The sequence below is a fragment of the Streptomyces armeniacus genome, from assembly GCF_003355155.1.
GTDB classification, from domain to species: Bacteria; Actinomycetota; Actinomycetes; order Streptomycetales; family Streptomycetaceae; genus Streptomyces; species Streptomyces armeniacus.
This window is the reverse complement of sequence record NZ_CP031320.1, coordinates 1,889,425-1,909,976: the sequence shown is the minus strand read 5'-3', so window position 1 is coordinate 1,909,976 and position 20,552 is coordinate 1,889,425. Positions and strand designations below refer to the sequence as shown.

17 protein-coding genes are annotated in these 20,552 nt (G+C 72.3%); 12 read left to right on the top strand and 5 right to left on the bottom strand.

Annotated features, from left to right (window positions below; genetic code table 11):
- Positions 1 to 141 precede the first annotated feature (141 nt).
- Genes DVA86_RS08405 through DVA86_RS36430 form a run of 4 tightly spaced genes read left to right on the top strand, consistent with a single transcriptional unit; the run spans position 142 to position 3,384 of the window.
- The gene (locus DVA86_RS08405; protein ID WP_208877035.1) at positions 142 to 1,761 is read left to right on the top strand and encodes an oxidoreductase; all 1,620 of its coding nucleotides are present in this window, start codon (positions 142 to 144) and stop codon (positions 1,759 to 1,761) included.
- 52 nt (positions 1,762 to 1,813) lie between these two features.
- The gene (locus DVA86_RS08400) at positions 1,814 to 2,653 is read left to right on the top strand and encodes an LON peptidase substrate-binding domain-containing protein (protein WP_208877033.1); all 840 of its coding nucleotides are present in this window, start codon (positions 1,814 to 1,816) and stop codon (positions 2,651 to 2,653) included.
- A gap of 4 nt (positions 2,654 to 2,657) precedes the next feature.
- Entirely contained in the window at positions 2,658 to 3,158 is a 501-nt protein-coding gene (ybaK, locus tag DVA86_RS08395) for a Cys-tRNA(Pro) deacylase (protein ID WP_208877032.1), read from the top strand.
- 34 nt (positions 3,159 to 3,192) lie between these two features.
- Positions 3,193 to 3,384, top strand: a complete 192-nt coding sequence (locus DVA86_RS36430) for a hypothetical protein (RefSeq protein ID WP_484421917.1) — start codon at positions 3,193 to 3,195, stop codon at positions 3,382 to 3,384.
- A gap of 89 nt (positions 3,385 to 3,473) precedes the next feature.
- Here DVA86_RS36430 and DVA86_RS08390 read toward each other — a convergent pair whose 3' ends face one another.
- Together DVA86_RS08390 and DVA86_RS08385 are read right to left on the bottom strand one after the other, a co-directional pair.
- Entirely contained in the window at positions 3,474 to 4,160 is a 687-nt protein-coding gene (locus DVA86_RS08390; protein ID WP_208877030.1) for a hypothetical protein, read from the bottom strand.
- Positions 4,161 to 4,237: 77 nt separating this feature from the next.
- Entirely contained in the window at positions 4,238 to 5,566 is a 1,329-nt protein-coding gene (locus DVA86_RS08385) for a DUF2252 domain-containing protein (protein WP_208877028.1), read from the bottom strand.
- A gap of 248 nt (positions 5,567 to 5,814) precedes the next feature.
- On the opposite strand from DVA86_RS08385, the gene dnaE reads away from it, so the two are divergent.
- Complete coding sequence (gene dnaE, locus DVA86_RS08380) at positions 5,815 to 9,357, top strand: DNA polymerase III subunit alpha (RefSeq protein WP_208877027.1); 3,543 nt, start codon at positions 5,815 to 5,817, stop codon at positions 9,355 to 9,357.
- Positions 9,358 to 9,439: 82 nt separating this feature from the next.
- Here dnaE and DVA86_RS08375 read toward each other — a convergent pair whose 3' ends face one another.
- Both DVA86_RS08375 and DVA86_RS08370 read right to left on the bottom strand, forming a co-directional pair.
- Entirely contained in the window at positions 9,440 to 10,450 is a 1,011-nt protein-coding gene (locus DVA86_RS08375; RefSeq protein WP_208877026.1) for an SAM-dependent methyltransferase, read from the bottom strand.
- A gap of 156 nt (positions 10,451 to 10,606) precedes the next feature.
- On the bottom strand, positions 10,607 to 10,780 hold the full coding sequence (locus DVA86_RS08370; protein WP_208877024.1) for a hypothetical protein: 174 nt from the start codon (positions 10,778 to 10,780) through the stop codon (positions 10,607 to 10,609).
- 197 nt (positions 10,781 to 10,977) lie between these two features.
- On the opposite strand from DVA86_RS08370, the gene DVA86_RS08365 reads away from it, so the two are divergent.
- The 6 genes from DVA86_RS08365 to DVA86_RS08340 all read left to right on the top strand — a co-directional run bounded on the left by DVA86_RS08365 (position 10,978) and on the right by DVA86_RS08340 (position 18,378).
- Positions 10,978 to 12,243, top strand: a complete 1,266-nt coding sequence (locus DVA86_RS08365) for an NYN domain-containing protein (RefSeq protein WP_208877023.1) — start codon at positions 10,978 to 10,980, stop codon at positions 12,241 to 12,243.
- 153 nt (positions 12,244 to 12,396) lie between these two features.
- The gene (locus DVA86_RS08360; protein ID WP_208877022.1) at positions 12,397 to 13,389 is read left to right on the top strand and encodes an ABC transporter ATP-binding protein; all 993 of its coding nucleotides are present in this window, start codon (positions 12,397 to 12,399) and stop codon (positions 13,387 to 13,389) included.
- Between the two features lie 310 nt (positions 13,390 to 13,699).
- Complete coding sequence (locus DVA86_RS08355; protein WP_245997563.1) at positions 13,700 to 14,428, top strand: ABC transporter permease; 729 nt, start codon at positions 13,700 to 13,702, stop codon at positions 14,426 to 14,428.
- Positions 14,429 to 14,776: 348 nt separating this feature from the next.
- Positions 14,777 to 15,466 (top strand): hypothetical protein, encoded by a 690-nt coding sequence (locus DVA86_RS08350; RefSeq protein WP_208877020.1) that lies wholly within the window; start codon positions 14,777 to 14,779, stop codon positions 15,464 to 15,466.
- A gap of 43 nt (positions 15,467 to 15,509) precedes the next feature.
- Positions 15,510 to 16,427, top strand: coding sequence for a thioredoxin domain-containing protein (locus tag DVA86_RS08345; RefSeq protein ID WP_208877019.1), 918 nt, complete (start codon positions 15,510 to 15,512; stop codon positions 16,425 to 16,427).
- 208 nt (positions 16,428 to 16,635) lie between these two features.
- Positions 16,636 to 18,378 carry a serine/threonine-protein kinase gene (locus DVA86_RS08340; protein WP_208877018.1) on the top strand — a complete coding sequence of 581 codons (1,743 nt, stop codon included), beginning with the start codon at positions 16,636 to 16,638 and terminating at the stop codon, positions 18,376 to 18,378.
- Positions 18,379 to 18,432: 54 nt separating this feature from the next.
- On the opposite strand, the gene DVA86_RS08335 is transcribed toward DVA86_RS08340, so the two are convergent.
- On the bottom strand, positions 18,433 to 19,005 hold the full coding sequence (locus tag DVA86_RS08335) for a dienelactone hydrolase family protein (protein WP_208877016.1): 573 nt from the start codon (positions 19,003 to 19,005) through the stop codon (positions 18,433 to 18,435).
- Between the two features lie 145 nt (positions 19,006 to 19,150).
- Here DVA86_RS08335 and DVA86_RS08330 point away from each other — a divergent pair, with 145 nt between their 5' ends.
- Positions 19,151 to 20,266, top strand: coding sequence for a mechanosensitive ion channel family protein (locus tag DVA86_RS08330; RefSeq protein WP_208877014.1), 1,116 nt, complete (start codon positions 19,151 to 19,153; stop codon positions 20,264 to 20,266).
- Positions 20,267 to 20,552: the final 286 nt, after the last annotated feature.

Below are 20,552 nucleotides of genomic sequence, written 5' to 3'. Positions count from 1 at the left end.
ATTCTCGCAGACCGGAAACGGCGGCCGGGCGCCCGTATCACTGACTGATATGTGACCCACAAGGTCACCATTGCCACTAGCGTTCGTCCGGTCACGGAGGGGTAAGGGACGGGGAGACCGCGGGACTGAGGGGGAACGAAAGTGAGCGATCCGTCGGATCCGGGCGAACCGCCCGCCGGCCTGCAGCTGACGACCGCCGAGTGGGGCATGTGGCAGGCGTTCCGGAACGGCAGCGAGCACGATCTGAGCAGCGGTGAGGCGGAGCTGGACGACCCGAACGGCGAGCACGACTGGGGGCCGCGGCGCACCGTACGCGCCCGGGTCATCGCGCTGCTCCTGCTGCACGGGCCGCCCGCGCTGCTCGGCCGGGTCGCTTCGCTGCACCTCACCGGTGCGTACATCACGGGCAAGCTGAACCTTTCCGGCGGCACCATCGAGCCGTATTTCGAGCTGCGCCAGTGCCGCTTCGAGAAGGAGGTGCTGATGCCCGAGGCCCAGCTGGCCACGGCGCGCATGATGAACTGCTACATCCCCCGGCTCGAGGCCGCGCGTGCCCGCATCGAGGGCGACCTGCACCTGGCCCGGTGCAGCATCCCCGGCGGCATCCGCCTCACGGACGCCACCATCGGCACCGACCTGCTGCTGAACGAGGCCACCGTCGGCAGCGGGCGGCACATCCGCGCGATCGCCGCCGACGGCCTCAACGTCTCGCAGGAGCTCCAGGCCAGCCTGCTCGTCACGGACGGCGAGGTGTCGCTGCGCGGCGCGACGGTCGGCGGCTCGCTGTTCATGTACGGCAGCGTGCTGCGGAACCGGCACGGGCGGTACGCGCTGCACGCGCCGCAGCTCACCGTCGACCAGTTCGCGCACTTCGCCGACGCCGAGCCGGACCGGTCCCGGCTGATCCAGGGCGGCGCCACGCCGCCGACCGGCACGTACTACCCGTACAGCAACCCGGGTTCGACCCGGCGCCGCACCAAGCGCTTCGAGTGCACGGGCGGCGTGAAGCTGGACGACGGGCGGTTCGGCAGCCAGCTCGTTCTGGACAACGCGCGCTTCCAGCTGGAGCGGGACCAGGAGCTGTCGCTGCGCCGGGTCACCACACCGGAGCTTTGCTTCACCTCGCAGGCGCCGGAGCGCGGCGTGGTCGTGCTGTCCGGCGCCTCGGTGGAGAACCTCGTGGACAAGGTGGGGTCCTGGCCGAAGGACGAACGGCTGTGGATGGCGGGCTTCACGTACCAGCAGCTGATCCACCGCGGGCACTTCTCGCTCCAGCAGCGGCTGCAGTGGCTGGCGGCGGCGACACCCGAGTACTCCCCCGGCCCGTACGAGCAGCTGGCCAACGTGTACCGGAACAGCGGCGAGGACGCCGACGCCCGCGCCGTCCTGCTCGCGAAGCAGCGCCGGCGGCGGGAGACGCTGCCGCTGGCGGGGAAGCTCTGGGGCTACCTCCAGGACGTGACCGTCGCCTACGGATACCGGCCGGGGCAGGCGGCGCTGTGGATGGCCGTCGTCTGGGCCGCCGGGGCGGTGCTGTTCGCGGCGGACAAGCCGAGCCCGCTGAAGGAAGGCGAGTCGCCGGACTGGAACCCGGTGCTGTACTCGCTGGACCTGCTGCTTCCCGTCATCACCTTCGGGCACGACACGGCGCGGAATCCGCACGGCTGGTACCAGTGGCTGGCCGCCGCGATGATCCTGCTGGGCTGGGTGCTCGCCACGACGGTCGCCGCGGGCGCGACGCGGCTGCTGCGCCGGCAGTGAGGCACGCCGGTCAGCCACGAGAGGGGCGCGGAAGGCTTTAGGCTTACCCGTTGTGACAACCGCGCTTCCGCTCTTCCCGCTCAACTCGGTGCTGTTCCCGGGCCTCGTGCTGCCGCTGAACATCTTCGAACCGCGGTACCGCGCGCTGATGCGCGACCTGCTGGAGATCCCGGAGGACGCACCGCGCCGCTTCGGCGTCGTCGCCATCCGCGACGGCCGCGAGGTCGCGCCGACCGCCGCCGGACTGCCGGACTCCGCGCAGCCGGCGGGCGCCGACCCGACGGCGGGCTTCGGGCCCGACCCGATGAAGTCGTTCTACAGCGTCGGCTGCGTCGCCGACGCCTCCACCATCCGCGAGCGCTCCGGCGGCGTCGTCGCGGACGAGGAGGAGGACGACTCGGCTACGGGCGCGGGTTCCGGTGCCGGTTCCGGTTCCGGCAGTCCCGGCGAGGCGGACGAGGACGAGAGCGGCGGCTACGAAGTGCTCGCCACCGGCACCACCCGCTTCCGCCTGCTGTCCGTGGACGCCAGCGGTCCGTACCTCGTCGGCGAGGTCGAAGAGCTGGAAGAGGAGGAGGGCGAGGGCGCCGGTACGCTCGCGTCGGGCGTCCTGCGCGCGTTCCGCGCGTACCAGAAGCGGCTCGCCAGCGCCCGCGAACGGACCCTCGCCGCCGGGCAGGAGCTGCCCGACGACCCGTCCGTCGTCTCGTATCTCGTCGCCGCCGCGACCGTCCTGGACACCCCCGCCAAGCAGCGGCTGCTCCAGGCACCGGACACCGCGACGCGGCTGGCCGAGGAGCTGAAACTCCTTCGCAGGGAGACGGCGGTGATCGGTAAGCTTCCCTCGCTCCCGGCGGCGGAGCTCACCCGCCGCCCCACCAGCCCCAACTGAGGCCATGGCGAAGAAGAAGCAGAAGCAGCAGTCCTCGGCGACGCCCGCCACGGTCGCCGCCACCCAGGCCGGGGTGGCCTTCACCACCCACTTCTACGAGCACGACCCGGCCGCCGCGTCCTACGGCGAGGAGGCGGCCGAGGCGCTCGGCCTCTCCCCCGAGCAGGTCTTCAAGACCCTCGTCGCCGATGTCGACGGGGCGCTCACCGTCGCCGTCGTCCCCGTCTCCGCGTCGCTCGATCTGAAGGCGCTGGCTGCGGCGGCCGGCGGCAAGCGGGCGGCGATGGCCGACCCGGCCGCCGCCGAACGCACCACCGGGTACGTACGGGGCGGCATCTCCCCACTGGGGCAGCGCAAGCGGCTGCCCACGGTCGTGGACGCCTCGGCCGAGGGGCACGACACGGTCTGCGTGTCGGCGGGGCGGCGCGGGCTGGAGATCGAACTGGCGCCGGGCGACCTGGTCGCGCTGACGGGCGCGACGACGGCGCCGATCGCGCGTACGTAACCGGCCCGGCCGTCCGTACGCACACGGAGCGCGGATGTGGCCGGAACCGGGCGGCGGCGGGGCTTCACACGGGGGCGTACCTCGGCTACGTACACAGGCAGGTACAAAGAAGGGCCGTGCGAGGCCGACCACCCAGCAAGGGGGTTCCGCCGTGTCGAAGCGCACCCGTAAGCGCCGCTGGCGCGTCCGCAAGGGCCACGCCAACCACGGGCGCCGCCCGTCCTGACGCCCGGCGCGTCAACCCGGCGCCGTACGCCCCGCGTCCGGCGCCGTACGTACGCCCACCGATCCGGCCGTGCCCGGCCGTGCCCGGCCTCACCAGGCCGGTGGCGGCGCCGGCGGGAGCGGCGGCTCCGGGTCGCGCTTGCCGAACGCCGCCGTGAACGCCAGGTGCACCGCCAGCGCGGCGAACGGGAACGCCAGCAGCGCCCCCTTCGCCTCCAGCTTCAGCGGGGCGTCGAACGTCTTGCCCTCGCCCACGTCCTTCGCGTGCGCCGCCAGGTCGCTGGTCGGGCCCAGCCAGACACCGAGCTTCCAGCCGATCAGCGCGGCCACCAGGCCGCCGGCCGCGAGGCCGACCACGAGGCCGACGCCGCCCTGCCGCCGCAACCAGAACACGGCGGTCCCGGCCAGCGCGCCGAGCCCGAGCCCGAGCAGGACGAAGGTGCCGTCGGCACCCATCGCCTCCTCGCCCTCGGGGTGCTTGAGGTAGACGGCGTCGCCGTCCGAGATCAGCGGCACCCGCGGCGCCAGCCACAGCCACAGCAGCCCGAAGACCACACCCAGCACCGCCACGGCCAGCGTGACGAGCACCGCGTCACGTGCCTCCTGCCGCACCGGCAGGGCCTCCGCGAGCGACGGGGGCTTCCCGCCCCCGTCGCCGGGCCCGCCCCCGGCTCCGCCGCCGTGCTGCGGCCCGGCGTGCTGGGGCGGAGCCGCCCAGGGGTCGTGCTGCCGCTGCGAGTGATCGCTGTTCGGTGAGGAGGGTTTCGGTGCCGTCACACCGCCATCGTGCCAGGCTCGGGCGCCCGTTCGGCACGGGGACGCCGGACGGCCGTGTCACGGTGCACCCGCGACCCCTACAGCCCCGGAATCCGCCCGTTCCGGAACAGGTCGACGAAGATCTGGTGGTCACGGCGCGCGACCGAGCCGTACTCGTGCGCGAAGTCGACCAGCAGCTCCGGGAAGCCCTCCTCGTCGGCCGCGATCGCCGCGTCGATGGCCCGCTCGGTGGAGAACGGGACCAGCGAGTGGCCGCTCTCGTCGTCAGCCGCCGAGTGCATGGTCGCGGTGGCCCGCCCGAGGTCCGCGACGACCTGGGCGATCTCCTCGGGGCTGTCCAGATCGGACCAGTCGAGGTCGACCGCGTACGGCGAGACCTCCGCGACGAGCTGCCCCGCGCCGTCCAGCTCCGTCCAGCCGAGCCACGGGTCGGCGTGCGCCTGGAGGGCGCGCTGCGAGATCACGGTGCGGTGGCCGCCGTGCTGGAAGTACTCCCGGATCTCGGGGTCGGTGATGTGCCGGGAGACGGCGGAGGTCTGGGCCTGCTTCATGTAGATCACGAGGTCGTTCTCGAGGGCGTCGCTGTGGCCCTCGAGCAGGATGTTGTACGACGGGAGGCCCGCGCTGCCGATGCCGATGCCGCGGCGGCCCACGACGTCCTTCACGCGGTACGCGTCGGGGCGGATGTCCGAGCTGCCCGGCAGGGTGTCGAGATAGCCGTCGAAGGCGTCCAACACCTTGTAGCGCGTCGCCGAGTCCAGGTCGACCGCGCCGCCGCCGGGGGCGAACCGGCGCTCCCAGTCGCGGATCTCGGTCATGCTGTCCAGCAGCCCGAAGCGGGTGTGCGCGCGGGCCGCGCGCAGCGCCGCGAGCACCGGGCCCTCGGCGGTGTCGAGGTTCAGCGAGGGGATCTCGTCGCCCTTGGCGCCCGCCGCCAGTGCGTGGATGCGCTCGCGGTAGGCCACCGCGTACGTCCGGACGAGCGCGGTGATCTGCCCGTCGCTGAGCGCCTTCGTGTACCCGAGGAGGGCCACGGAGGCGGCGAAGCGCTTCAGGTCCCAGGTGAACGGGCCGACGAAGGCCTCGTCGAAATCGTTGACGTTGAAGATCAGGCGGCCGTTCGCGTCCATGTACGTGCCGAAGTTCTCGGCGTGCAGATCGCCGTGGATCCAGACCCGGGCGGTGCGGTCGTCGAGGAACGGGCCGCCGGCCTTGCCGGCGTCCTGGTCCGCGTAGAAGAGGCAGGCCGTGCCGCGGTAGAAGGCGAAGGCGGAAGCGGCCATCTTCCGGAACTTGACCTGGAAGGCGGCCGGATCGGCGGCCAGCAGCTCGCCGAAGGCGGTGCCGAACACCTCGAGAATCCGCTCGCCGCGCTCTTCGGCCGCGCCGGCCTGCTGGGTTGCCATGGGAGTGCCCCTTACTTACTGCTCGTGCGTCCGCTGCTTCCAACGCGCGAGGGTAGCCCGGAGTGCCCGGGTCCGCGGCGGCTTCGGCGGAGCCCGTGCGGGGCCCGCGGGCACCGCCGCGGCGGCCGCGGCGGTGCCCGTACAGCACCTTCGGCGGGCGGCGCGGCGGATCGGGCGACGCGTTGTCAGTGCCGGGTCGTAGACTCCTGAATCGCCCCTGAAGACCCGCGCCGGAGGTGGCCCGTCCCGTGACAGACCAGCAGTTCACACACTTGCATGTGCACACTCAGTATTCGCTGCTGGACGGCGCCGCGCGCTTGAAGGACATGTTCAAGGCGTGCAACGAGATGGGCATGTCGCACATCGCGATGACCGACCACGGCAATCTCCACGGGGCGTACGACTTCTTCCATCAGGCGAAGGACGCCGGGGTCACACCGGTCATGGGCATCGAGGCGTATCTCGCCCCGGAGTCGCGGCGCAACACCCGGCCGGTCAAGTGGGGCACCCCGCACCAGAAGCGGGACGACGTCTCCGGCAACGGCGCGTACACGCACATGACGATGTGGGCGCGTAACGAGACCGGTCTGCACAATCTCTTCCGCGCCCAGTCGCGGGCCAGCCTGGAGGGCTTCTTCCGCAAGCCGCGCATGGACCGGGAGCTCCTCGCGGAGTACGCCGAGGGCCTGATGGCCACCACCGGCTGCCCCTCCGGCGAGGTCAGCACCCGCATCCGGCTGGACCAGATGGACGAGGCACTGAAGGCCGCCGGGGAGTACCAGGACATCTTCGGCAAGGAGAACTTCTTCGTCGAGCTGATGGACCACGGCATCGACATCGACAAGCGCGCGCGGGACGGCCTGGAGGAGATCGCCCGCAAGATCGGCGCGCCGTTCGTCGTCACGAACGACTCCCACTACACGTACGAGCGCGAAGCCGCCGCGCACGACACCCTGTTGTGCATCCAGACGGGGAACAACCTCTCCAACCCCGACCGCTTCAAGTTCGACGGCGCGGGCTACTACCTGAAGTCGGCCGCCGAGATGTACGCGATCGACTCCTCCGACGCCTGGCAGGAGGGCTGCCGGAACACGCAGCTCCTCATCGCCGAACGGGTCGACACCACGGGCATGTTCGAGCCGCAGAACCTGATGCCCCGCTTCGACGTGCCCGAGGGGTACACCGAAGTGACCTGGTTCCGCGAGGAGGTCAGGCGGGGCATGGCCCGCCGCTATCCGAACGGCGTGCCGGAGGACCGGCAGCGGCAGGCGGACTACGAGATGGACATCATCGTCGAGATGGGGTTCCCGGGATACTTCCTGGTCGTCGCCGACTTCATCATGTGGGCCAAGAACAACGGCATCGCGGTCGGCCCGGGCCGCGGCTCGGCGGCGGGCTCGATCGTGTCGTACGCGATGGGCATCACCGACCTCGACCCCATCGACCACGGCCTGATCTTCGAGCGGTTCCTCAACCCCGAGCGCGTCTCCATGCCCGATGTCGACATCGACTTCGACGAGCGCAGGCGGGGTGACGTCATCCGGTACGTCACCGACAAGTACGGCGCCGACAAGGTCGCCATGATCGGCACGTACGGCACCATCAAGGCCAAGGCCGCCATCAAGGACGCCTCCCGCGTGCTCGGTTATCCGTACGCGATGGGCGACCGGATCACCAAGGCGATGCCCGCCGACGTGCTGGGCAAGGGCATCCCGCTGTCCGGCATCCTCGACAAGGACCACCCGCGGTACAGCGAGGCGGGCGAGGTCCGGTCGATGTACGAGAACGAGCCCGACGTCACCAAGGTCATCGACGCGGCGCGCGGCATCGAGGGCCTGGTCCGGCAGATGGGCGTGCACGCCGCTGGCGTGATCATGTCCAGCGAGAAGCTGATCGACCATGTGCCGGTCTTCTCCCCGAAGAACGACGGCACGGTGGTCACGCAGTGGGACTATCCGAGCTGTGAGGCGCTCGGCCTGCTGAAGATGGACTTCCTGGGCCTGCGGAACCTCACGATCATGGATGACGCGGTCAAGCTCATCAAGAAGAACAAGGGCGTGGACCTCACCCTCCTCGACCTGTCGCTGGACGACCCCAAGACCTTCGAGCTGCTGTGCCGGGGCGACACGCTCGGCGTGTTCCAGTTCGACGGCGGCCCGATGCGCTCCCTGCTGCGGCTGATGAAGCCGGACAACTTCGAGGACATTTCCGCCGTCTCGGCGCTGTACCGGCCGGGCCCGATGGGCATGAACTCGCACATCAACTACGCCCTCCGGAAGAACGGGCAGCAGGAGATCACCCCGATCCACCCGGAGCTGGAGGAGCCGCTCCGGGAGGTCCTGGGCATCACCCACGGCCTGATCGTCTATCAGGAGCAGGTGCAGAAGGCCGCCCAGGTCCTCGCCGGCTACTCACTGGGCCAGGCCGACCTGCTGCGCCGCGCGATGGGCAAGAAGAAGCAGGAGGTCCTGGACGCGGAGTTCGTCAACTTCCAGCAGGGCGCCCGGGACAAGGGGTACTCGGACGAGGCGATCCAGGCCGTCTGGGACGTGCTGGTGCCGTTCGCGGGATACGCGTTCAACAAGGCGCACTCCTCGGCGTACGGCCTCGTCACGTACTGGACGGCGTACCTCAAGGCGAACTACCCCGCGGAGTACATGGCGGCGCTGCTCACCTCGGTCCGCGACGACAAGGACAAGTCGGCGGTCTATCTCAACGAGTGCCGCAAGATGGGCATCAAGGTGCTCCCGCCGGACGTCAACGAGTCGGAGGCGAACTTCACGCCGCGCGGCGACGACACCATCGTCTTCGGCCTGACCGCCGTGCGGAACGTCGGGAACAACGTGGTGGACTCCATCGTGAAGTGCCGCCGCGCCAAGGGGGCGTACGCCTCGTTCCCCGACTTCCTGGACAAGGTCGAGGCGGTCGTCTGCAACAAGCGGACGGTCGAGTCGCTGATCAAGGCGGGCGCGTTCGACGCGATGGGGCACACCCGCAAGGGCCTGACCGCGCACTTCGAGACGATGATCGACAACGTCGTGCAGGTCAAACGGAAGGAAGCCGAGGGCCAGTTCGACCTCTTCGGCGGCATGGGCGACGACACCGGCGACGACAAGCCCGCCTTCGGGCTCGACGTCGAGTTCTCGGACATCGAGTGGGAGAAGACGTATCTCCTCGCGCAGGAGCGGGAGATGCTCGGGCTGTACGTCTCGGACCACCCGCTGTTCGGCCTGGAGCACGTCCTCAACGACAAGGCGGACGCGGCGATCGCCCAGCTCACCGGCGGGGACTACTCCGACGGCGCGATCGTCACCATCGGCGGCATCATCTCCGGGCTGCAGCGCAAGATGACCAAGCAGGGCAACGCCTGGGCCATCGCCACGGTGGAGGACCTGGCCGGCTCGATCGACTGCATGTTCTTCCCCGCCACCTACCAGCTGGTCTCCACCCAGCTCGTCGAGGACGCCGTCGTCTTCGTCAAGGGGCGGCTCGACAAGCGCGAGGACGTGCCGCGGCTGGTCGCCATGGAGCTGATGATCCCGGACCTGAGCGAGGCGTCGGCCAACGCTCCGGTGACCATCACCATCCCCACGGTCAAGATCACACCGCCGCTGGTGGAGAAGCTCGGCGAGGTCCTCACCCACCACCGCGGCGCCACGGAGGTCCGGGTCAAGCTGCAGGGCACTCGCCGTACGACCGTGCTGCGGCTGGACCGGCACCGCGTGACCGTCGACCCGGCACTGTTCGGTGACCTCAAGCAGCTGCTCGGGCCCGCCTGCCTGGCGGGCTGAGCCACCGCCCGTACGGGGGCCGCGCGCGTGCCGGGACGTACGCGCGCGGCCGGAGCGGGAGGCGGGCCGGCTCCGGCCGGTGTCAGGGCTTGCGGGCGACCGCCGCGAGGATGTTGATGTCCGCGTCCGTGACATCGGCGATGTCGCGGTAGCGGGTCCGGCCGACGTCCTCGAGCCCGTCCCGGCCGTCCCGCTCCACGACGGTGCCGTCCCCGCGGTCCGTACGGTCGGGGCCGTCCGCGCCGCCCGCACCCTCCGCGCCGCCCGCACCGCCGTCCGCGGCGGACTCGCGTTCTACGTCCGGCCGGTGGTCGGGCCGCCAGCGGTGCACGGGCACGAGTCCGGGCTCGATCATCTCCAGCCCGTTGTCGGTGAGGAACTTCCGGATCTTCGCCTCGGGCCGGAGGACGAAGGTGAGCCCCCGCTTCTGGTACGTCTCCGCCACCTTCGTGATCCGCTCCGGGTTCCGGTCGGCGGTGAGGTGGCTCAGCACCAGATGGCTCCCGGACGGCAGCGCGGCCAGCAGCTCCCGTACGGCGGCGTACGCCTCCTCGTCCTCGACGAAGTGCAGGATCGCCACCAGCACCAGCCCGACCGGCCGGTCGAAGTCCAGCGTCCGCGCCGCCTCGCGCAGAATCGTCGCGGGGTCGCGCAGGTCGGCGTCGACGTAGTCGGTACGGCCGGCGGGCCCGCTGTCGAGCAGGACGCGCGCGTGCACCAGCACCACGGGGTCGTTGTCGACGTAGACGACCCGCGACTCGGGCGCGGTCCGCTGCGCGATCTGGTGGACGTTCTCCTGCGTCGGCAGCCCGGTGCCCACATCGAGGAACTGCCGGATGCCCGCCTCCGCGGCCAGCTGCCCGACGGCTCGGCGCAGGAACGCCCGGTTGTGCCGTACGTCGAGGTAGCCGCGCGGGTTGGCCGCCAGCGCCGCCTTGGCCGCCTCGCTGTCGGCGGGGTAGTGGTCCTTGCCGCCGAGGAACGCGTCGTAGACGCGCGCCGGATGCGCCCTGCTGGTGTCGATCCGTCTGCTGAGCTGCTCGGCGGTGTCGTGCGCGGTGCCGGTTTCGTGCGCGGTGGCGTCCTCGCTCATCGGACCATCCCCCCTGAAAGCCGTAGGTGCGACCGCCCGCCACACGGGCCGGGGACAAACCTAGCCCTGGGTACGGCTCAGCGGACAGTGAGGAGCGCGCCCGGGGTACGGGGGCGCGCTCCTCGCTGTCCGCTCAGCGGCACGGGGCCGGTGGCGTCAGTTGTGCCCGAAGCTCTTCTTCCGCCCCTTGTGCGCCACCTGCGCCGGGCTGCCCTCGGACTTCATGTCCTCCGCCGCGGCCGCCTCCGCCTCGCTCTTCGACTGCTCGGCGCCGCGCTGGGCGGCGCTGCTCCGCTGCTGCTTCCGTTCCCGGTTCTTGTTCTTGGCCATGACCGTCCTCCTGGATGGGGTCTCTCAACGTGGGGCCGGAAACAGCCTTACATGAGGGGAGGAAAGCCGCATTCCAGGCAATTACCATGAGTGAGGCCAGTATTCTGGGCCCGCCACGCCGGTGATCGAGTTCAGGCAGTTAACCCTCGTGCCGTCGGGCAGACTCGAGGGAAACGCGCTGCGAGAGAAGGTGGAACGTGGACCGCTGCGTCGTCCTGGTGGACGCCGGATATCTGCTGGGCGCCGCCGCGAGCCTGCTGGCCGGAGAGCCCACACGTTCCCGTATCACCGTCGACCACACGGCGCTGATCCAGGCCCTGCGGGAGCGGGCCGAGGGCGATACGGAGTGCGCGCTGCTGCGTATCTACTGGTTCGACGGCGCCCCCGACCGCGTACCGCAGCCCGAGCACCGCCGGCTGCGCGTCATGCCCCGCGTCACGGTGCGGCTGGGCGCTCTCACCCGCAGCGAGGGCCGCTGGGCGCAGAAGGGCGTCGACGCCGCGATGCACGCGGAGCTGACCGAACTGGCCCGCAACCGCGCCTGCTCCGACATCGTGCTGGTCACCGGCGACGGCGACCTGCTGCCCGGTCTGATGTCCGCCAAGGAGCACGGCGTCGCCGTCCACCTGTGGGCCGTCCAGGCCGCCGACGGCGACTACAACCAGTCCGAGGACCTGGTCGCCGAGGCCGACGAACGCCGCGTGCTGGACCGTACGTGGATCACCCGGGCCGTACGCGCCAAGGACCTCAGCGGCGTCTGCGCACCGCAGCCCGAGCCCAGGCCGGAAATCGCCGCGATCCTCGCGGCGCCGCTGCCGGAGTCGGCGAAGAACGGCGGCGCGCCCGCCTCGTCCGCACCGCCCGCCGAGCACACCACCGCGGACGGCGAACGCGCCCCCGAGGACGCCGCCGCCGAGCGGACCGCCGAGGAGGCGCCCCCGCAGCGCACCGAGAGCACGGGCGTACCCACCCCGAAGGACCTCGCCGGGCTCGGCCGTCCACCGCACGGCCCCGCGCACACGCAGCCGGCCACATCCGCCGGGGCCACGCTGCGCTGGTCGTCCGACAAGGGCTGGATCGAGCGCGCGAGCACGGGCGGCGAGGCGCCCGAGATCGCCGCGCTGCCGATGCTGGCGCAGCTGACCACGGCGGAGCAGCGGTGGGCGGACCGCGAGGAGGACATCACGGCCGTCAGCGGCGACCCGTTCGAGGTCGGCCAGGTCTTCGCACGGCGCTGGATCGCCCGGCTGAGCAGCCAGTCGCATCTGCACCACCTGTCCGGCGAGTACCCGCGCATCCCCCACCGCATCGACGGCGAACTGCTGCGGTACGCCGCCCGGTTCGGGCTGCTGGCGCACAAGGACGACCAGATCGACGAGCACGACCGGTACGCGATCCGCGCCGGCTTCTGGCGCGAGGTGGACGCGCTGACGGCCACGGAGCGGTCGCCGGCGGCCGAGTAGCACCCGCGGGGGCGCGGGGAGCGTACGGCCCGCGCCCGTCGTGTCGAAGTCGCCCCTGTATGCCCCGCTCGACCCCCCTCCACGCGGGCCGCGCGGACGGGCCGCGTACCCTCGTAGTTCGTGGAAGCGGGCACGGGGCAGGCGGTGGGCAGTATGGGGACGCCAGCGCAGGCCGTCGTGCGGACAAGCGACCTGGTCAAGACGTATCCGCCGGGCCGCGCGCGGCGCGGCACACCCGCCACGCCCGAGGTACGCGCCACCGACGGCGTCACCCTCACCGTGCGCCGCGGCGAGGTCTTCGGCCTGCTCGGCCCGAACGGCGCCGGGAAGTCCACCCTCGTACGCCAGCTCACCGGACTGCTGCGGCCCGACTCGGGCGGTGTCGAGGTGCTCGGGCACGACCTCGTACGGCATCCGGAACGGGCCGCGCGGCTCCTCGCGTATCTGGGGCAGGAATCGAGCGCGCTGGACGAGCTGACCGTGTCGCTGGCCGTCGAGACGACGGCGCGGCTGCGCGGCCTCGAGCTGCGCGCGGCGCGGCACGCGCGCGACGCCGTCCTCGACGAGCTGGAGCTGTGCGCCATCGCCGGCCGCCCCCTGCGGAACCTCTCGGGCGGCCAGCGGCGGCTGGCCTGCGTCGCGACCGCGCTCGCGGGCGAACGGCCGCTGCTCGTGCTCGACGAGCCGACCACCGGCATGGACCCCGTCGCGCGGCGCGCGGTGTGGGCGGCCGTCGACCGGCGCCGCGCGGACCACGGCACGACCGTGGTGCTGGTCACCCACAACGTGATCGAGGCCGAGACCGTGCTGGACCGCGTCGCGGTGATGGACCGCGGCCGGGTGATCGCCTGTGACACCCCGGGCGGTCTGAAGGCGCTGATCGGCGACGACGTGCGGCTCGAACTGGTCTGGCGCGACCGGGCACCCGTCGAGGTCCCGGAGGTCGCCGCGCTCGGCGCCGACGCGGCCGTCGCGGGCCGCCGCTGGACCCTGCGCCTCACCCCGGAGGCCGCGCGCGACGCGGTCGCCACGGTGACGGCCGGGCCCGCTTTCGCCGCACTCGACGACTTCACGCTCGCCACGCCGAGCCTGGAGGACGTCTATCTGGCACTCGGGGGCCGTACGGAAGGCTTGGTGAAGACGTGAGGTACGCCGTGAGGCACGCCGTGAGGCACGTGCGGACGGCCCCGGTGCCGCGCCCCGCCCGCGTACGGGCGCCGCACCGCGTGGCGCGCGTACGGGCGCCGCAAGCGCCGCACCGCGCGGCGGAGGCGCGGTGAGCACCGCGGCGGCGGAGAGCCGCGCCGCGCTCGGCGAACCGGCGGCCGGGTCGGCAGGTGGCCCGGCGGGTACGGGTGGCCCTGCGGGTGCGGACGGTCAGGCCGGTGCGGGCGCGGCGACCCGCGCGCCCGCCGCCGGCACGCCCGCTCCCGCGCCGCTCGCGCCCCGCGCGCGACTGTGGCCGTCGATGGGCGCCGTGTACCGGGCGCAGCTCTCACGGGCCCGCGTGGCGCGCATCCCGCTGCTGTTCGTGGCCACCTTCCAGTCGCTGGGGATCATGGTCCTGATGCGCGGGGTGGTGGACGGCGGCGCGGAGGCGCGCGCGGTCGTCGCCGGGTCGAGCGTGCTGGTCGTGGCGTTCGTCGCGCTCAACCTGCTCGCCCAGTACTTCGGCCAGCTCCGCGCCAGCGGCGGCCTCGACCACTACGCCACGCTGCCCGTGCCCGCCGCCGCGGTGGTCCTCGGCGCGGCCGGGGCGTACGCCTCGTTCACCGTGCCCGGCGTCGTCTTCACGGCGGTGGCCGGGAGCGTGCTGTTCGGACTGCCGCTGAGCGGCCTGTGGGTGCTCGTGGCGGTCATCCCGCTCGCCGGCGCCGCCCTGGCGGGCCTGGGCGCGGCACTCGGGCTGCTCGCCCCGCGGGCGGAGCTCGCGACCGTATGCGGCCAGCTCGGCATGTCGGCCGCGCTGCTGCTGGGTGTCCTGCCGGGCGACCAGCTGCCGGGGCCGGTGCAGTGGGTACGCGATCTACTGCCGTCGACGTACGGCGTCGAGGCGCTGGCCCGCGCGCTCGAGTCCTCCCCGGAGTGGGCGCGGGTGGCGCTGGACCTCGGGGTGTGCGCGGCGGTCGGCGTGGTGTCGCTGGCGGTGGCGACGTGGGCGTACCGGCGCGCCTCGGTCCGCTGACCGATTCTCTCCCCGGTCCGGCGCGTACCTCCAGCCCGTCCGGCGTTTGAGGACGGCCCTCGGCCACGACGTACGTGCGGTGTGCCGCGAGCAGCAGGGCCACCGGCAGCCCGGTGACCGCTTCGGGCCGTCCTCAAGCGCCGGACGGGCTGGATGTGGCTGAGTCCGCTACCAAGCAGACGGGCCGGTGGCCGCCCCTGGCCGTCCTCAAACGCCGGACGGGCCGGATGTGGCCGGGGCAGGCGGACGGCGCAAGCGGGCCGTGCGTAACGGTCGAATACCGGGAGAGTCCCGTTGCGGACCCCTTTAGCTGCCGCTTAGCCCCCGCCATGGCACACTCGGGCGGCGATGGGCATAGCAGAGGCAGGTTTCCGTACGGCGCGGGCAGCGGTCTTCACCGCGCTGTGCGTCGCCCTGTCCGCTGGCGCCCACGTGCTGCTGTCCGGCACCCCCGTGCCGCCCGTGACCCTGGTCGCCGTCAGCGCCGGCGTCTTCCTGCTCGCCTTCGCTCTCGCCGACCGCGAGCGCGGCTACTTCCGCATAGCCGCCCTGCTGATCCCGCTCGAGCTGTTCGCCGACACCGTCTTCACCACCGGTCAGCACGCCTGTTACGGACAGGCCGGCGGCCCGGTGACCGGGCCGCTCCGGTCCGTGGGGATCGACTTCGTCTGTGCCGGAGGCGACTTCGGTACGCCCCTCGCCCAGATGGCCCACGGCGGTTCGTCGCTTCCGCTGCAGGCCGCCGCCCCGGCCGGTTCGCCGTGGCTGCTGCTGTCCGCGCATGTGGCCGTCGGGCTGCTGGCCGCAGCCTGGCTGCGCCGCGGCGAGGCCGCCGTCGCGCGGCTGCTGCGCGCGGCGGCCGCGACCGCGTTCCGGCCGCTGCTGCTCGCCGTCGCGACCTGCCGTACGAGCGCCGCGGACGGCCCGCCCGCCGGTACGGCCCGCGCGCTGCCCGTACGTACCGCCCGCAAGTTCCCGCTGATCCGGCACTCCGTGCTGCGTCGCGGGCCGCCGTACGCCCTGGCGACCGCCGCCTGAGCACACGACGTCCCCCGACACGTACGACACGGAGAAAACGACCATGAGCAAGCGCAACAGCCAGGAAGCCAAGCGCGCCGCCCGCGAGCGGCTGCGCGCCGAACGCGAGAAGCAGGCGAAGCGCGAGAAGATCCGCCGCCAGCTTGTCGTGGGCGGTTCGATCGTCGCCGTCCTCGCCGTCGCCGCCGGTATCGGCGTAGCGGTCTCCAGCATGGGCGGCAACGGCGGCGAGGGAGACTCCAGCGACTGGAGCGCCGCCAAGAAGCTCGCCGCCAAGGGCGAGGGCGGCAGCGTCACGGTGGACGGTACGAAGCAGAAGTACGCCGCGCCCGCCAACACGTCCGGCAAGAACGGCACCGAGATCGTCGTCGGTGACAAGAAGGCCAAGCACACCCTCGGCATCTTCGAGGACATGCGCTGCCCGATCTGCTCCACGTTCGAGCAGAGCAACGGCAAGGTCATCCTGGAAGACATCGAGAAGGGGAAGTACAAGGCGTCGTTCACCTTCGGCACCTTCCTCGACGAGAACCCGGCGGCCAAGGGCACCGGCTCCAAGAACGCGCTCAGCGCGCTCGGCGCCGCCCTGAACGTCAGCCCGGACGCGTTCCTCGAGTACAAGGAGGTGCTGTACTCCAAGGAGCACCACCCCGAGGAGTCCGACGACGCCTTCGCGGACGACCAGGGGCTCATCGACATCGCGCAGAACGTCAAGGAGCTCAAGGGCAACAAGGAGTTCGAGAAGGCCGTCAACAACGGGACGTACGACGCCTGGGCGCTGGAGATCTCCAAGAAGTTCGACAAGTCCGGCGTCCAGGGCACGCCCACCGTCAAGCTGGACGGCACCCACCTGAAGGCGGACTCGCAGGGCAGCCCGCCGATGACGCCGGAGCAGCTGAACTCACTGGTGGACAAGGAGATCGCGGAGAGCGGCAACGGCAAGGACAAGGGCAAGAGCGAGTAGCCCACGGCCACGCCGCGTCGCTCGCCTCGTACGGGCGCGTACGGCGCGTACGGGCGCGGGCTTACGGCGGGCAGGCGGCCGCACGCGGTCGCCTGCCCGCCGTCGTTTCCGGGCCGGACCCGGCCCACCGCCCGCGCGTCCCGGACTTCGGGGCACGATCCGGTATCCCCGCCGCCCGGCGCACGGCCCAACCCGTAACCTGGCCCCCATGGCCGGGGGCAGCGCGGGACAGATCATCGACGGCCGCTTCGAACTCCTCGAGCGGCTCGGCAGCGGCGGCATGGGCACGGTGTGGCGGGCCCGCGACAGCGCACTGCACCGCGAGGTGGCGCTGAAGGAAGTGCGGCCCGTCGACCCGGCGCTCACGCCGGAGGACTCGGACGCCGCGCGCATGCTGCGCGAACGCGTCCTGCGCGAGGCCCAGGCACTGGCCCGGGTCAGCCACCGGAACGTGGTGACCGTCCATCACATCGTCGACCAGGGGCCGTACCCCTGGATCGTCATGGAGCTGCTGCCCGGCCCGAGCCTCCAGGAACGGCTGACGGACGGCCCGTTGACACCGCAGGAGGCCGCCCGTACGGGGCAGCAGGTGCTGGGCGCGCTCCGCGCGGCACACGCGGCGGGCATCCAGCACCGGGACGTCAAACCGGCGAACGTCCTGCTGCGCGCCGACGGCAGCGCCGTCCTCACCGACTTCGGGATCGCCGCGCTCCAGGGCTCGGCGTCCCTGACCGTCACCGGTGAACTCGTCGGCTCCCCCGAGTACATGGCCCCGGAACGCATTCGCGGCGCGGACGACGACCCCGCCAGCGACCTGTGGTCGCTCGGCCTCACCCTGTACGTCTGCACGGAGGGCCACAATCCGCTGCGCCGCGGCACCGGGCTGGCGACGCTGGCCGCCGTGCTCGACGATCCGGTGCCGCCGCCCGTACGCAGCGGGGAGCTGACGCCGGTGCTCAACGCGCTGCTCGTACGGGACGTCGCGGCCCGGCCCGGTGCCGAGCAGCTGGAGCGGATGCTCACGGACGTGGCGGAGGGGCGTACGGCCGCGGCGTACGAGGCGACCGAGACGGCCATGCCGCCGCCGGTCCTGCCGCCCCGGGGCCAGGCCCAGTCCCAGCAGCCCCCGGCGCCGCAGGGCCCTCCCCCGCCGGGCCCGGTGCCGCCCGGGGACGAGACGCCGCGGCAGACCGCTCCCCGGCTCCCGTACGGCGCGGCAGCCGGCGCGTACGGCAGCCCCGGCGCGTACGGCCCCGGTGCGCCCGGCAGCCCCACGCCGCCGCCCGGCGGCACACAGCACGGCACCCGGCACGGTCTGCGCCGCGGTCTGCTGATCGCGGGGGCGGCGGTCGCCGTGGCCCTGCTGGTCGGGGGCAGCGCGTACCTGATGAGCAGCGGTGACGACGGCGGCGCCGAGGCCGACGGCAAGGGCGACAGCGCTTCCCAGGCGCCCGCCGACGAGTCGCCGACCCGCTCCCCCGGCCCGTCCGGGTCGCCCAGCCCGCTGGACACGCCCACACCGTCCGGCCCCGGCACGCCCACCACGGACGGGCCCGAGCCGCCCACCTCGAAGGCGCCCGTACCGCAACGGCCGTCCGAGAACACCTGGATCGCGCAGCTCGGCTCCGTACCGAAGTCCGACGGCGTCGCCGCCCGCAACAAGCAGCAGCAGGCACTGAACGCCAAGGTGTCCGGCGTGCGCTGGCTCGACAGCGACAACTTCGCCTCGCTGCGGCCGGGTTACTGGATGTTCTACCGGCCGGGCCCCGACGCCACCGCCTCCGGCGCCTTCACGGACGGCAACGCGGCCGCCGACTGGTGCGCGAGCCAGGCGCTCACCTCGTCCAACGCGTGCGTCGGCCGCTACCTCAGCGACGAGCGCGCCGACCGCGTCTACATCTGCGCCCCGGACCAGAGCAAGGGCACGGGCCGCTGCACGCGCCCGGACTGAGCCTGGACACCCTGGACAGCCTGGGCCGTACGAGGGTACGAGGCGGGTGCGCGATCACAGGTCCGCGAGGAAACCCAGCGCCGTACGCCACGTCTTCTCCGCCGCCTCCGCGTCGTGGTCGTCGAGGCCCGGGTCCGTGTAGAGGTGCCCGGCGCCGGGATAGCGGTAGACCTCCACGTCGGCGCCAGCGCGCTGCATCCGCAGATACCACGCGTTCAGCCAGTCGTGCGGCTCGAACGGGTCCGGGTCCGCGACATGCAGCTGTACGGGAAGGTCGTCCACGGACGCGCCGTCCGCGATGTCGGACGTGCCGTGGAACAGGAGCAGCCCGCGCGCGTTCGTGTCGGCCATCGCCACGTTCTGCGCGACGGACCCGCCCAGCGAGAACCCCGCGTACACGAGCCCCTGCCCGGACAGCGGCGCGGACGCGGTGACCGCGCGGCGCAGCAGCTCGTCCGTGCCGATCTCGTCCTTGATGTCGCGGCCCTGCTCCACCGTCTCCGCCGACCGGCCCTCGTACAGGTCGGGCACGTGCACGGTGTGGCCCGCGGCCCGCAGCCGCTCGGCGGCACTGTGAACGGCGGGGCGCAGGCCGTAGACGGAATGGAACAGCACAACAGTGGCCATCGGACGGTGTCTCTTCCCACAGGAGCAGAATTTCGTGCTCGCCCATACTGCCAGTTAGCGTTTCGCCCGACGGCCCACCGGGACCACGGGCACCAGGACCACCAAGGGGCCAGGGGGAGGCCAGGGAGAGGAGCTGAGAGGTTCAATGGAGCACGTGCTGCGCCCGGTCCTCGTGATCGGCGCCACGATCGCTGTCGCCGTGATCGTCGGCTGGTTCGTCAACCGGATACTGACCACGGCTGACCGCAGGCACCCGGAGACACCGCTCTGGGGACACCTCCGGAACTGCCGGCTGCCGCTGCAGGTGGTGCTCGTCTCGACGGGCCTGCAGGGTGCGTACGGGCTGACCGGCATCGACACTTCCGAAGACCGCCTCATCAAGAACATCCTGGCGCTCATCACCATCGCCGCGCTGGTCTGGCTGGCGGTACGGACGGCCAGCGCCATCGCCGAGACCGCCCTCGCCCGCTTCGCCTCCACCACCCGCGACCCGGCCCGCGTACGCCGCTTCCGTACGCAGCTGACGATGATCCAGCGGGTCGTCACCTTCGTACTGGCGACGATCGCCGCGGCCGTCGCCATCCTGCTGCTCTTCCCCGGCCTGAAGGCACTGGGCGCGTCGATGCTCGCGTCGGCGGGAGTCATCGGCATCGTCGCCGGTGTCGCCGCCCAGTCGATGCTCGGCAATCTCTTCGCCGGGCTCCAGGTCGCCTTCGGCGACTCCGTACGCATCGGCGACACGGTGGTCGTGGAAGGCGAGTGGGGCACGGTGGAGGAGATCTCGATGGCCTTCCTGACCGTACGGATCTGGGACGACCGGCGGCTGACGATGCCCGTCTCGTACTTCAACAGCAAGCCGTACGAGAACTGGTCCCGCGGCGGCAACGAGATCACCTGCACCGTGTACCTGCACCTCGACCACTCCGCGCCCGTACAGGAGATGCGGGAGAAGCTGCACTCCGTGCTCAAGACCCGCGAGGACTGGGACCGGCGCAGCTGGAACCTGGTCGTGACGGACACGACACCGACCACGATCGAGGTGCGGGCGGCGATGTCGGCCAAGGACACGGACGACTGGTGGACGCTGCAGTGCGGGGTCCGCGAGGAGCTGATCACGTGGCTCCAGCGGGAGCACCCGTACGCGCTGCCGCGCGTCGCCACGTCACCGGCGGCGGTGCCGCCGCCGCGGGACGCGGCGCCCGCGCCGCGGGTGGGGACGCAGGGCGGCCCCACCCCGGGCGAGGGCCCGGGCGAGATCTGACCGCCTCCCGCGCCTTCGTTGCGCTGCGGAGGTGCCACGCACCTCTCTTTCCGCCGCGACGGCGGCACGCCACGACGGCGTAGCCCGGCGGTGCCACGCACCCTTCTCTCCGCCGCGACGGCGTAGCCCGGCGGTGCCGTGCCGGGCCGCGCCATGGCCCCCGGCAGGGGCGAGCCGTCCCGGGGACCCGCGGCACCGCGGTGGCTGAGTGCCGTCCTCAAACGCCGGACGGGCTGGATGTGCCTGGCTGAGCACCGTCCCGAACATCGGACGGGCCGGGAGCGGC

Excerpts from the sequence above, each read along its gene's own strand:
- DVA86_RS36430 (WP_484421917.1), top strand. The coding sequence starts at position 3,193 with ATGTGGCCGGAACCGGGCGGCGGCGGGGCTTCACACGGGGGCGTACCT.
- DVA86_RS08345 (WP_208877019.1), top strand. The coding sequence starts at position 15,510 with ATGAGCAAGCGCAACAGCCAGGAAGCCAAGCGCGCCGCCCGCGAGCGG.
- DVA86_RS08370 (WP_208877024.1), bottom strand. The coding sequence starts at position 10,780 with ATGGCCAAGAACAAGAACCGGGAACGGAAGCAGCAGCGGAGCAGCGCC.
- DVA86_RS08340 (WP_208877018.1), top strand. The coding sequence starts at position 16,636 with ATGGCCGGGGGCAGCGCGGGACAGATCATCGACGGCCGCTTCGAACTC.
- DVA86_RS08335 (WP_208877016.1), bottom strand. The coding sequence starts at position 19,005 with ATGGCCACTGTTGTGCTGTTCCATTCCGTCTACGGCCTGCGCCCCGCC.
- DVA86_RS08350 (WP_208877020.1), top strand. The coding sequence starts at position 14,777 with ATGGGCATAGCAGAGGCAGGTTTCCGTACGGCGCGGGCAGCGGTCTTC.
- DVA86_RS08375 (WP_208877026.1), bottom strand. The coding sequence starts at position 10,450 with ATGAGCGAGGACGCCACCGCGCACGAAACCGGCACCGCGCACGACACC.
- DVA86_RS08360 (WP_208877022.1), top strand. The coding sequence starts at position 12,397 with ATGGGGACGCCAGCGCAGGCCGTCGTGCGGACAAGCGACCTGGTCAAG.
- DVA86_RS08385 (WP_208877028.1), bottom strand. The coding sequence starts at position 5,566 with ATGGCAACCCAGCAGGCCGGCGCGGCCGAAGAGCGCGGCGAGCGGATT.
- ybaK (WP_208877032.1), top strand. The coding sequence starts at position 2,658 with ATGGCGAAGAAGAAGCAGAAGCAGCAGTCCTCGGCGACGCCCGCCACG.
- DVA86_RS08330 (WP_208877014.1), top strand. The coding sequence starts at position 19,151 with ATGGAGCACGTGCTGCGCCCGGTCCTCGTGATCGGCGCCACGATCGCT.